The organism is Vibrio splendidus (assembly GCF_024347615.1).
Classification (GTDB): Bacteria; Pseudomonadota; Gammaproteobacteria; order Enterobacterales; family Vibrionaceae; genus Vibrio; species Vibrio splendidus.
The window spans coordinates 2,325,785-2,337,873 of the sequence record NZ_AP025508.1; the positions used below are offsets into that span (position 1 = coordinate 2,325,785).

Annotated in this window: 11 protein-coding genes; 5 read left to right on the top strand and 6 right to left on the bottom strand. The window is 43.6% G+C overall.

Features of this window, described 5'->3' with window-relative positions:
* Nucleotides 1–542: 542 nt before the first annotated feature.
* A complete protein-coding gene (speB, locus tag OCU90_RS10380) occupies nucleotides 543–1,472 on the bottom strand; it encodes an agmatinase (protein WP_004733508.1) in 930 nt (309 codons plus the stop codon).
* Nucleotides 1,472–3,361, bottom strand: coding sequence for an arginine decarboxylase (gene speA, locus OCU90_RS10385; protein ID WP_198592261.1), 1,890 nt, complete (start codon nucleotides 3,359–3,361; stop codon nucleotides 1,472–1,474). The genes speB and speA overlap by 1 nt, the downstream gene beginning before the upstream one ends.
* Nucleotides 3,362–3,803: 442 nt before the next feature.
* Between speA and OCU90_RS10390 the strand changes: the two genes are divergently transcribed.
* The 5 genes from OCU90_RS10390 (at nucleotide 3,804) to OCU90_RS10410 (ending at nucleotide 10,211) form a co-directional block, all read left to right on the top strand.
* Nucleotides 3,804–4,508, top strand: coding sequence for a class I SAM-dependent DNA methyltransferase (locus OCU90_RS10390; RefSeq protein ID WP_061021557.1), 705 nt, complete (start codon nucleotides 3,804–3,806; stop codon nucleotides 4,506–4,508).
* A gap of 264 nt (nucleotides 4,509–4,772) precedes the next feature.
* A complete protein-coding gene (locus OCU90_RS10395; protein WP_061021560.1) occupies nucleotides 4,773–6,209 on the top strand; it encodes a coniferyl aldehyde dehydrogenase in 1,437 nt (478 codons plus the stop codon).
* Nucleotides 6,206–6,784, top strand: a complete 579-nt coding sequence (locus OCU90_RS10400; RefSeq protein WP_017088387.1) for a TetR/AcrR family transcriptional regulator — start codon at nucleotides 6,206–6,208, stop codon at nucleotides 6,782–6,784. The genes OCU90_RS10395 and OCU90_RS10400 overlap by 4 nt, the downstream gene beginning before the upstream one ends.
* A gap of 499 nt (nucleotides 6,785–7,283) precedes the next feature.
* On the top strand, nucleotides 7,284–8,858 hold the full coding sequence (locus OCU90_RS10405; RefSeq protein WP_061021562.1) for an ABC-F family ATP-binding cassette domain-containing protein: 1,575 nt from the start codon (nucleotides 7,284–7,286) through the stop codon (nucleotides 8,856–8,858).
* 114 nt (nucleotides 8,859–8,972) lie between these two features.
* Nucleotides 8,973–10,211 carry a leucine-rich repeat-containing protein kinase family protein gene (locus OCU90_RS10410; protein WP_061021564.1) on the top strand — a complete coding sequence of 413 codons (1,239 nt, stop codon included), beginning with the start codon at nucleotides 8,973–8,975 and terminating at the stop codon, nucleotides 10,209–10,211.
* A 141-nt stretch (nucleotides 10,212–10,352) separates the two neighbouring features.
* On the opposite strand, the gene OCU90_RS10415 is transcribed toward OCU90_RS10410, so the two are convergent.
* From OCU90_RS10415 to rpmI, 4 genes are all read right to left on the bottom strand, one after another.
* The gene (locus OCU90_RS10415; RefSeq protein WP_017091633.1) at nucleotides 10,353–10,802 is read right to left on the bottom strand and encodes a hypothetical protein; all 450 of its coding nucleotides are present in this window, start codon (nucleotides 10,800–10,802) and stop codon (nucleotides 10,353–10,355) included.
* A 69-nt stretch (nucleotides 10,803–10,871) separates the two neighbouring features.
* Nucleotides 10,872–11,186 (bottom strand): N(4)-acetylcytidine aminohydrolase, encoded by a 315-nt coding sequence (yqfB, locus tag OCU90_RS10420; RefSeq protein ID WP_017091632.1) that lies wholly within the window; start codon nucleotides 11,184–11,186, stop codon nucleotides 10,872–10,874.
* Between the two features lie 227 nt (nucleotides 11,187–11,413).
* Nucleotides 11,414–11,767, bottom strand: a complete 354-nt coding sequence (rplT, locus tag OCU90_RS10425; RefSeq protein ID WP_004733517.1) for a 50S ribosomal protein L20 — start codon at nucleotides 11,765–11,767, stop codon at nucleotides 11,414–11,416.
* A gap of 42 nt (nucleotides 11,768–11,809) precedes the next feature.
* The gene (gene rpmI / locus OCU90_RS10430) at nucleotides 11,810–12,004 is read right to left on the bottom strand and encodes a 50S ribosomal protein L35 (RefSeq protein ID WP_004733518.1); all 195 of its coding nucleotides are present in this window, start codon (nucleotides 12,002–12,004) and stop codon (nucleotides 11,810–11,812) included.
* Nucleotides 12,005–12,089 lie beyond the last annotated feature (85 nt).

Sequence of the window (12,089 nt, forward strand, 5' to 3'; positions counted from 1 at the left end):
AATCGGCTTGAAAAGAGAGAAGTATTTCACCTGTTTTTTTATAGTTTACTTACCCTTAAGCCTAGTCTTCCCCATAAAAAATGCCATGTCTGTGCGAAGAGACATCTTTTCGCAAATCCAAGTATTCTTTCAAGGCTTAAAAACCCTAGTCAAAAGTTAGTAGGATGCTGATTGATATGCAAATGAGCGCGCAATATAAAGACACATCTTCGTTTTATAAATATATACAGTAATAAAGTTGATAAATCATTAGCGAATACAGGGCATTAATCGAGGTAAGCTCTGCATCCTTAGTAAAGCAGAGGCAAGTCCCATCTTTGAGACACATCTCAGAATCAATGTGATGATTTTTCGCTCACAAACCATGAAATAGATCGTAGAATACGAGCCTTTTAGCATATTAGTTCACAGCCAAGAAAAGAATACTTACTGAGATGCGAGAATAGAATTTTTGTTGCTCGACAAAACAAAAAAGCCCACTAAGTTGAAACTTAGTGGGCTTTAAAATCAGTATGTAGCGTTACGCTTTTAACAATCAAACACTATGATTTAGCGAGGCGATTTGCCGTCCAAACATAAAGCAGCTCAAGTGCGATAGTTGCACCAGCCAATGCTGTAATCTCGCTTTGGTCATACGCAGGTGAAACCTCAACAACATCCATACCAACCATATTAATGCCCTGCAAACCGCGGATGATTCTCAGGACTTTATCTGAGTTCAAACCGCCGCATACTGGCGTACCTGTACCCGGAGCAAAAGCAGGATCCAGACAATCGATATCAAACGTTAGGTAAACTGGCTTATCACCAACAATGCCTTTCACTTGAGCAATGATCTCGTCCACGCTCATGTCGTTCGCTTGCATCGCGTCAATAACGTTAAAGCCGTGTCCTTCCTGCTTGTACTCTGTACGAATACCAATTTGCACTGAGTGTTCTGGCGAGATAAGGCCTTCATTTGGCGCATGGTAGAACATAGTGCCATGATCGTAACGACTGCCCTGACTGTAAGTGTCAGTGTGCGCGTCGAAGTGAATCAGAGCCATCTCACCGTACTTCTTGCCGTATGCTCTTAACAAAGGCAGTGTAATGAAGTGATCGCCACCTAAACCTAACAAAGTTTTACCACTATTTAGAATCGCATCAGCAGCCGCTTCTAAACGCTGAGTTAGGTCTTCTGCATCACCACAATCAAACACAAGATCGCCAGCATCAATCACCGAGGTATATTCAAATACATTGAAGTCCCAAGGAAACTTTTTGCCTTCCCACGCCAAGTTTACCGACGCACGACGAATCGCATCAGGACCCATACGAGCACCCGGTCGACCAGACGTCGCCATATCTAACGGCGCGCCCAACACAACCACATCAGCATCGTTATCAATTGGGTTCTGTACCAATGGACGACGCATAAAAGTCATCGCGTTGGAGTACAGCGAGTAATCTGGTTTGGTAAATAGATCGTTCATTAAAAATCCTCAAGATAGGTGTAACCCATCAAGCCTTGCTCTAACTCTTCAAGTACGCTTTGTTGCTCTTGTGCTGGTACTTTCGCCGTGACCAAATCTTTGTAGTTCTGACGAATCAGATCCGTATCGATGTGAACATAACGCATCATGTCTTCAACCGTATCGCCTTCATTGATGTAGTCGATATTCGCTTGACCGCTTTCATCAACATTCACCACTACGCTGTGAGTATCACCAAATAGGTTATGCATATCCCCCAAGATCTCTTGGTATGCGCCTACTAAGAAAAAGCCCATCAGGTAAGGTTCATCTGGGTTCCATGCAGGAACTGGCAGAGTCGTTTCAATACCTTGACCGTCAACATACTGGTCAATCGTGCCGTCAGAGTCACATGTGATGTCCAATACAACAGCGCGTCGCTCGTCCGCATTATCCAAACCACTTAGAGGCAATACAGGGAATACCTGATCGATACCCCAAGCATCTGGCAACGATTGGAACAGCGAGAAGTTCACGAAAAACTTATCAGCCAAACGCTCGCTCAACTCATCCAAAATAGGACGGTGGTAACGGTTCTTAGTGCTCATACGCGAGCTAAGTTCGTAGTTAATACGCAAAGACATCTGCTCTGCCCAAGCACGGTGCTGAAGATTCAGCATGCCTGTTGCAAATTGGTTGTGCGCTTCTGCGATATCACTCTGCGTGTCGTTATAGATCTCGATCAACGCTCGATCATCGTTACCTGCATCTAGTTCTAAAAAATTCTTCCACATGTTGTTTAGCAACATTGGTGCATCAACTTCAGGCGCAGCCATATCTTCCGGAGAATAGCTTTCTGTACCGATCACGTTAGTAACAAGCACAGCGTGATGCGCAGTCAACGAACGACCAGATTCAGAAATGATCACAGGTTGTGGCTGATTGTAGAGCTTACAGATATCCCCTACTGTCATTACGATATTTCGAGCGTACTCAAGCAAGCCGTAGTTCATTGAGTTTGAAGACTGGCTACGTGTACCGTCGTAATCAACCGCCAAACCACCACCAACATCTAAGTACTTCAATTGAGCACCGATATCGCGCAGTTCACAGTAGAAACGAGCCGCTTCGCTCACACCATTTCGTACATCACGAATATTGGCCATTTGTGAACCAAGATGGAAGTGTACTAGCTCTAGAACATCAAGCTGATCTTCTGCTTTCAAGCGTTCAATAACGGTAAGCACTTGTGATGCAGACAAGCCGAACTTCGACTTCTCACCACCACTTGCTTGCCATTTACCTGCGCCTTGAGAAGCAAGACGAATACGCAAACCTAAACGAGGTTTCACGCCAAGTGCCTTCGCTTCAGAAAGAACAAGATCAAGCTCTGACAGCTTCTCTAGAACGATAAATACTTTATGACCTAGCTTTTCGCCAATAAGCGCAAGACGGATGTATTCTCTGTCTTTGTAACCGTTACACACGATCACTGAGCTGGCTTTTTGAGCCAGTGCCAATACCGCTAATAGTTCAGGCTTGCTGCCCGCCTCTAGGCCTAGCTGCTTTTGTTCTAATTGAGCTTGGCTCGCTAAGATCTCATCAACCACTTCTTTCTGTTGGTTAACTTTAATCGGGTAAACAAGCAGGTAACGGTTGTCATACTGATATTCGTCGATCGCTTGGTTAAATGCGTTACAGATATTGTGCACACGTTGATGCACTATTTGAGGAAAACGCACAAGAGCAGGCAAACCAATATTTCTCTGCTCTAACTGTTTTACGATCTGACTAAGAGGAACTTGATGATCGGTTTCGCTCGGTGAAACATACACCTCGCCATTATCATCAATTCCATAAAAACCTTGGCTCCAGTGCTTTACATTATACTCAGCACGGATGCGTTCCAAATTAACCGAATTTTCCAATTCTAGAGACCTCACACTATAGGGCCATCGACAGAAGATACCTCATTGGAATAGCGAGGTATAACCCAACAAAAAACGTTCAAAAACGATTTGTTGGCTGCATTAACCGATATTATTAAGAGTGAGTCCAACCATTGATATTTGTGGTTACGATTACGTTTTTTTATCGTCGAACCGACTTAAAGTGACAGGTAAGGTATTACAAGGTTTTAGGCAAAAAAACAGGCTGAAGCGCATTAGATTTAAAGCACTTTCTAACAAAAAATCAGGTGAATAAAATACCAAAGACACATAAAATCCTCGGTTAGTCTGGTCAAGTTAAGTCAGGGTTGTGACAAATATAACCACTTATCTACCAGAACTGTCGCTATCATCCCGATACCTTGTATCCTGTTATCCCATGCCTATTGATGAGTGCTAAACCATGTCTGAAATGTACACTACCTACGCTAAACAATACGACTCTGCTGCCCGCGATAATATTTACAATGCACTACTTGAACGCCCATCAACAATGGCATTGCTTGACGATGTAAAAGATATGGATATTGTCGACCTAGGTTGTGGATCTGGTATTTACGCACAATGGTTTATTGACCAAGGCGCGAATAAAGTGACGTGCACCGATCTATCTCAGGATATGGTCGACTTGGTGAACGGAAAACAAATCAAAAATGTTTCCGCTTACGCTCAAGATGCCGCCCTTGGCCTACCTAGTGAAGCCGACAACAGTGCCGATGTCATCGTGTGTCCGCTAGTCTTGCACTACATTGAAGATCTAAAACCCGTCTTTGATGATCTTCATCGAGTCCTTAAGCCCGGTGGTTACATCGTCTTTTCAACACACCACCCTTTTGCTGACTTTGAATTTACGATTTCTGGTAATTACTACGAGCGTGAATTCATTCAAGAAGAGTGGAACACGGTAGGTACCCCCGTTCAAGTGAGCTTCTACCGCCGTTCTTTAACTGAGCTTTGCCAAGCGGTGACTCAATCAGGCTTGCTGATTTCAAACATCACGGAAGGCACTATCGATGAGAAAGCTAAAGAAATTTCTGAAGCGACATACGAACGACTGTCAAAGAACGTTAACTTTATCTTTATCCGTTGTGAAAAAGCCCCTGCGTAGTCATTAAACGCTTATCTTGGTGCCTTTGATTCCGTCAAAGGCACTCGTTGTCTTCTTATCTTCTTATCTTCTTATCTTCTTATCTTCTTACGATAGCTATTATCACCCAACGTCTAAGTCACTTTTCCTCAATTCCCCTTCGAACAAACAACGTGCAACTGAACAAAAAATAAACTTTTCTCGCACATATCTTGTATTCGGTTCAATCTTCTTGTAATTTCAACTGACCAACCAATCGGTCAGCTTTCGAATTTAGGGGATACTATGAGCCATAATCTAGACCTTGAACCAAACACGTCGAGCATCAACGACATGGATCAAATGTTCAACCGACAAAAAGATCACTACCGCAGCAATGTTAATCCAACGCTTGAGCAGAGAAGAAAAAACCTCTCAGAATTAAAAGCGTTGCTAATGCGCTACCAAGGGCAATTGATTGATGCGGTGTCTGAAGATTATGGCCACCGAGCAAAACACGACAGCTTGATTGCTGATATCACCCCTTCTCTTCACCAAATTAATTACAGTGATAAGAACCTTAAGAAGTGGTTGAAGCCATCACGCCGCAAAGCCGGTTTGATGCTGACGCCAGCAAAGATCACGGTTCATTATCAGCCTGTGGGCGTTGTAGGCATAATCGTTCCTTGGAACTTTCCTATAATGCTCTCTTTAGGCCCTCTGATCACTGCGTTAGCGGCGGGCAACACTGCAATGCTCAAAATGTCCGAGTTTACTCCTGCGACCAACCGAGTTTTAAAAGCCATGCTGGCCGAAGGCTTTAGTGAAGATCAAGTCGCGATTATCGAAGGCGAAGCTGACGTTTCCGCTAAATTTAGCCAACTGCCGTTTGACCATATCCTTTTCACAGGCTCGACCTCTGTTGGTAAGCACGTCATGAGAGCAGCAGCCGACAACTTAACGCCAGTAACTTTGGAGTTAGGCGGCAAGTCTCCAACGATTATTGCTCCCGACTTTGATGTGGCTGACGCCGTTGAACGCATCCTGTTTGCAAAAAGCTTAAACGCTGGCCAGATTTGTGTGGCGCCCGATTACATCTTATTGCCACGAGAAAAAGTCGATGCGTTCATCACAGCTTATAAGCAATACTTCAAAAAGCTGTATAAAGCAGGCATTGAGAGCAAAGACTTAACTTCAGTGATCGATATGCGTCAATACAATCGTTTGAAGGGGGTGATTACAGATGCTCAATCTAAAGGCGCAGTCGTTCACACCGTCACCGAACAAGCGCAAGACGATGTAAACCACAGAATGACGCCGCACCTTCTCACCGAAGTGAACGACGACATGGTCGCAATGCAAGAAGAGTTGTTTGGCCCCGTACTGCCTATCGTTCCTTATGATTCTATTGAAGAAGCGATCAGCTACATCACAACAAGAGAACGTCCGCTTGCTTTGTACCTGATGAGTCATGATAAGCAGACTCAAGATCTAATCTTATCGAGCACGCACTCTGGCGGCGTGTGTATTAATGATTCTTTGGTGCATGTGGCTGCAGAAGACGCGCCGTTCGGTGGCATAGGCCCTTCAGGCATGGGACACTACCATGGCATTGAAGGCTTTAAGACCTTTAGTCATGCTAAAACCGTTCTAAGTAGAGGTAAAATTAACTTCACCAAGTTAATGCACCCTCCTTACAACAATCCAGTTAAAAAGATTCTGTTCAAAGTACTCAATAGATGATCACTAAAAGACAAAAAATCCTAGATGCTGCACTCTTGCTCTTCTCTCAACAGGGGCTAGAGGGCACATCTACCGGACAAATAGCGAAAACAGCCGGCGTGGCAAAAGCGACGTTGTTTCACCACTTCGAGAACAAATCTCTATTGATTGATGAACTGTTTCGCGAGCTGAAGTTGGAGCTATTCTCTACCCTTCAACAACACACTGATATTGCTGAGCAGGATCTCTATCAAGCCTTTAAGTTCATGTGGATCACTGGGATTGAATGGGCACTAGAAAATCCGGTTGCGATGAAGTTCTTCACCAATGTTCATTTCGACCCAACGACCCAAACTCGAGAAGTAATCGTCTCGCAGATGTTCGCGTCGCTAGACGAGATCATTTTGAAAGGACAAGAGGACGGTGAATTGATGGCATTAGACATTAACCTTGTAAGGCACTTCATCCACAGTCACTTTCTGATTTGTGCAAACTGGCTTATTGAGCAAAACGAATCTCCACCAGAGCAAACATCGAAGTACATCAATGATAGCTTTGATATGTGTTGGCGAGCCGTTGGTGGACAAACCAAGTAGCTTTAGCTCTAAGCTCTAAGCTCCAAAATATAAGTTCTAGACTCAACTTATTTCCAATAATGATCACTAAAGCGCCACATAGGCGCTTTAATCATTTGAACACAATTTAATCACCTCAGTATATTGACTTTAAGCACCCTCTTTCAGTACCATCCCACCATCATTTCAAAAGAGAATAACGCCATAATGAAGTACTAACATCCTGACATCCGATTTATTTTTATAAAAATCATTTGGACACTCGGGGTTAGTGGGCGTTACTTCGTCATCTATTTTCGCGACAAATCAAGCTCTTAAAGATCCGTTTTTTGACAACCTACATCTTTAAGATCAGCACCTTAAAGACAGAAATCAGATCAGCACTCTATTTCCTATCTTTGATTGGTACGCTACCTAAGTAACGTCTTTGGCGATCTATACATAGAATTCTGTGTAGGGTTCTATATAGAAAAAGCGCCTCACCCCTTTTACTCGTTTACACGTAAAGGGAGGCATTTCTATGCCTACTATATTAGCCAATAATCTCTCATTCCAACTCGATACTGGAGAGTGGTTATTCAAAGACATCAACTTTAATTTGAGCACTCGCCTCACCGGCCTAGTCGGAAGAAACGGGGCTGGAAAGTCATTGTTGCTTTCATTACTCGTTGGACAAAAACAGCCCACAACAGGCAGTGTTTCGCGACAAGGTTCAATAGGCTTTTACTCTCAGTTACCATCAACGCTACTGAGTTCCAACATCACCATCGCTGACTTCTTAGGGCTCACAGAAAAGTTACAAGCATTAAGCGCCATAGAACAAGGTAGCTGTGAATTGCAGCATTTCAATATCATTGGTGATGATTGGGATCTAGAGGCACGTACCCAGCAGTTGCTAGGTACATTAAAGATCACTAGTGATTTGAACACGCCCTGTTGCTCTTTGAGTGGTGGACAACTCGCCTTGCTACAGCTTCATCAGCTGTTCGTATCAAATAACGACATACTGATCCTCGATGAGCCTTCAAACCATTTGGATAACGATGGACGCAATTGGTTAATAGAGCAATGCCAATTGTTTGCAGGCAAGGTACTTATCGTCAGTCATGATCGAAGCTTATTGAGACAAATGGACGGGATCTACCATCTCAATAGCTTGGGCGTACGTTTCTATAAAGGAAATTATGATGATTACTTCAAACAAGTATCTAGCCAAAGCGAAGCGCTAAACAAACAGATCGCGCATCATCAGTCCGAAAAGAAACGACTCGAGCGTCAAGCTCAAACCAACAAGGAAAAGGCACAGCAGCGAGAATCTCAGGGAAACCGACTCAGAAAGTCAGGCAGCCAACCCAAGATATTATTAGATGCTATGAAAGATAAAGCAGGCCAAAGCCAAGCCGCGTCTGCGACAAGCCAAAGGAATCTCATTGACCAAAACCAACATAAACTTCAGTCGCTTAAAGAACTGAAGGAACGGCTGAAACCACAAGCTTTGTATCTACAGCAAAGTAATAGCAGTAAAAAGAGCTCTTTGTTAACCGTTGAAAACTGCCGCCTTATTTACAGCTCAGGTGCGCCAATCAGTTTCTCTTTATCACAAGGGGAACGGTGTTATCTAACCGGTGCTAATGGGTGCGGAAAGTCGACACTGTTAAAAGCGATTCACGGTCAACACGCCAATTATAAAGGCTCGATCAAGCGCTTGGGGGCGACCGTCTATTTGGACCAACACTTTGGCCTGTTAGACACCAACGATACGATGTTCGATAGTTTAATAACGCATAGCTTTGGATTAACAGAGAGCGACGCGCGAACCTTGTTGGCTGGAATAGGGTTCAGACGAGACTCCGTATACCGAAAAGTGGCACATTTAAGTGGTGGTGAAAAAATGAAACTGGCGATGTTGATCGTTAGCCACAAGCAAGACTCCCCGCTTCTATTACTCGATGAGCCAGACAACCACCTAGACATCGACTCAAAGCAAATATTGGCGTCCGCTTTACGTGAATACCAAGGTGCATTTATCTTAGTGAGTCATGACAGCGACTTTGTTGAGGAGGTCGGTGTCAGCCAAAACCATATACGACTTTAACCTTTGTAAAATCGTTCACTTAGTTTAGTTAAGCGAGCATCGTTCCGGTGCTCGCCTTTCTTGATTGAGACAAGTAAACTACGCGCCTCGAACATCTATTCATAAGGCTAAGGTTTGCATACTCTAGAACAATTAAAATCAGGGCAACTAAACGGTATTACGCGCTTACAACTGTCAGAAGATCTCACTGAATTTCCTTTAGAGATCTTAGAACTCGCTGATTCTCTTGAGATTCTAGACCTTTCAGGCAATCAACTGTCAGATTTACCAGAAGAGTTATCGCAGCTGACTAACCTGCGAATTATCTTCGCGTCGAATAACCTGTTTACGCACCTGCCTGATGTTCTAGGTACTCTTCCTAAGCTTGAAATGGTTGGCTTCAAAACCAACCAAATCAAAACCGTTAGCGAGCAATCTTTGCCAGCTCAATTACGTTGGTTGATTGTGACAGATAATGCAATCGAGGTTTTGCCTCGCTCACTAGGTGAAAGACCACGACTACAAAAGCTCGCATTGGCGGGTAACAAGATTCGTGTTTTACCAGATAGCATGGAAAACCTATCAAACCTTGAACTGGTTCGCCTGTCTGCAAACCAACTGACTGAGCTCCCTGAGTTCCTAATCAAGCTACCAAAACTGGCGTGGCTAGCGTTTGCGGGTAACCCGTTTTGTAAACACCCAAGCAGCTTAGATAGCGTGCCAGCCGTGAGCTCGCAATGCTACTCACTCAATCAAGTGCTTGGCCAAGGCGCGTCTGGTGTGATTTCTCATGCTAACTGGTTAAACCGTGACTTTGATTTCCCACAAGAAGTGGCGGTTAAAGTATTCAAAGGCGAAGTGACCAGTGACGGTTACCCACATGATGAACTTGAAGCGTGTCTTCAAGCAGGCCAACATAGCAACCTAGTGAAGTCTATCGCTCAAGTCGACGAGTCAGACTACCTAGCGTTAGTCATGGAACTGATTCCGAGCAACTATTACAACCTAGGTTTGCCCCCTACTCTTGAGAGCTGCACTCGCGATACGTTCAACGAAGGCTTTGAGCTTTCCATTGATCAGATCAACAGTATTACAGAGCAGATGATTGATGTGTTTGAACACCTTCATGCCAACAAGGTCTGTCATGGTGATCTATACGCTCACAACACTTTAGTGAATGAGCAAGGTCAGATGATCTTTGGCGACTTTGGAGCGGCAACTATCTACGGCTACCTAACTGAAGAGCAGCAACAAGGTATTCGTCGAATTGAAGCACGTGCATTGAAGTACTTTATTGAAGACCTACTGACGGTTTGTGCAAAGCAAGATCAAGACAGCGAGCTTTATACTCAACTGGCGAACTTCGAAGCTTAATGGCTTAACTTAATAGCTTAATAGCGCGTTGATTAGAAGTACTCGGTCGAATTGAAAACAACAAAGCCAACATCACTGTTGGCTTTTTTATTCTTGGAATATCACTTATTTTAATGGACAAGCAAGGTCGGCTAAAAGGGATTAACGCTCAGCCTGCACCAATTTCAGATACGAATGCAGTTCACCATTTTTATATTCCACCGCAGAATGAATATTAAGGTCAGCACGAGCCACAACAGCAAACTGGTAGCGGTTGTCACCCTTCAGAATCTCGACGTGTAACAAACCGTCTGCTAACTGCCACTGTCCTGTTGTTTCAAATCGATCGAACAAACGGTATTCAGTTAGAGAACCGTCAGCATTGAAGTGCACTTCAGTGATATAGCCGCCGGGGCAACTCTTCACCCAAACTCGACTCTCGATATCACTGACAGTAAAGTCACGCTTTGTATCACGCCACGCTAGAAAGCCTTCATTATCATAAAGACCAATGTCGAGATCAATTCGAGAAATTAACGGTAGCTCAGTTTGCTCACGACAATAAAGTTGAAGCAAAATTTGCTGAACTGTTTCGTTCTGTAATTCACTCATTGTGACTTCCCTTTCTTATTGCTCAGCAGTTAAACACTGTAGTGATCAACAAATTTCATTTAAAGCGGGTTACACAAGCTCGTAAGAAACCACATACAGCTGAGAGATACCCGGATAGATATCTTGAATCACGTCTTTGAGTACTTGCAGCGTCATGTTCTCTTGCTCCGCATGGAACTCACCTAAGTCATCAAACAGGATTGGTTCAACGCTGATGATCTTAAGGTTACAGAACACACGGCCTTGCTCTAGCGTAGATACTTCCACAACGCTACCTGGCTGGTAGTCGCGTTCAGATTCATCGCGAATAGTAATGGTCTTTTTGCCAGAAAGGATGTCAGTTTCAAAACGTTCGAAGAACGTCATAGTGGTAGGTGCGGTCATTTATCTCAGTCGCTTAACATTAGAGGTTAGGTAGATGTTTATATACCAGAATGCCTGTTCAAGCGAATAAAAATTAGATGCGGAATTTCATCTCGTCATTCCCTAGACTGACGAAGGAAGCAAGGAAGCAAGGAAGCAAGGAAGGAATCTCTAAAGAGCCAAATTACAGGCAATAAAAAAGGAGAACCGAAGTTCTCCTTTTCTTAAACCTTTAAGCTAACTCTAAATTATAGAGATGCTTTCGCTTTTTCAACTAGAACAGCAAATGCTGCTTTGTCGAATACTGCGATGTCAGCAAGAATCTTACGGTCGATCTCGATAGATGCTTTCTTAAGGCCATTGATGAAACGGCTGTAAGATAGACCATTTTGACGAGATGCCGCATTGATACGTGCAATCCAAAGTTGACGGAATTGACGTTTCTTGTTGCGACGGTCACGGTAAGCGTATTGACCAGCTTTGGTAACTGCTTGGAAAGCTACGCGGTAAACACGTGAACGTGCTCCGTAGTAACCTTTAGCTTGTTTTAGAACTTTCTTATGACGTGCACGAGCTTGTACACCACGTTTTACGCGAGGCATTATGCTTCTCCTAAACTAAACGAATTTATAAACTAAAAAGAATTAAGCGTATGGCATCATACGTAGAACTGCAGCCACTTCACATTTTGGAAGGATTGAGTTCGGACGAAGCTGACGCTTGTTCTTAGTAGTACGCTTAGTCAGGATGTGACGTTTACCAGCGTGCTTAAACTTAATACCACCAGCAGTTTTCTGGAAACGCTTAGCAGCACCTTTGTTGGTTTTCATCTTAGGCATGATGAATAACTCCGCATTGTTGAGTTGTTAATAACATAGTAATTAGGGCGAATAAAACCCTACAGCCTATGGCTGCAAGGTTTAA

What these genes read in the sequence shown, in the direction of transcription:
- speB (WP_004733508.1), bottom strand. Translation starts at nt 1,472, where the DNA reads ATGAACGATCTATTTACCAAACCAGATTACTCGCTGTACTCCAACGCG.
- OCU90_RS10390 (WP_061021557.1), top strand. Translation starts at nt 3,804, where the DNA reads ATGTCTGAAATGTACACTACCTACGCTAAACAATACGACTCTGCTGCC.
- OCU90_RS10395 (WP_061021560.1), top strand. Translation starts at nt 4,773, where the DNA reads ATGAGCCATAATCTAGACCTTGAACCAAACACGTCGAGCATCAACGAC.
- OCU90_RS10400 (WP_017088387.1), top strand. Translation starts at nt 6,206, where the DNA reads ATGATCACTAAAAGACAAAAAATCCTAGATGCTGCACTCTTGCTCTTC.
- OCU90_RS10405 (WP_061021562.1), top strand. Translation starts at nt 7,284, where the DNA reads ATGCCTACTATATTAGCCAATAATCTCTCATTCCAACTCGATACTGGA.
- OCU90_RS10415 (WP_017091633.1), bottom strand. Translation starts at nt 10,802, where the DNA reads ATGAGTGAATTACAGAACGAAACAGTTCAGCAAATTTTGCTTCAACTT.
- yqfB (WP_017091632.1), bottom strand. Translation starts at nt 11,186, where the DNA reads ATGACCGCACCTACCACTATGACGTTCTTCGAACGTTTTGAAACTGAC.
- rplT (WP_004733517.1), bottom strand. Translation starts at nt 11,767, where the DNA reads ATGCCTCGCGTAAAACGTGGTGTACAAGCTCGTGCACGTCATAAGAAA.
- rpmI (WP_004733518.1), bottom strand. Translation starts at nt 12,004, where the DNA reads ATGCCTAAGATGAAAACCAACAAAGGTGCTGCTAAGCGTTTCCAGAAA.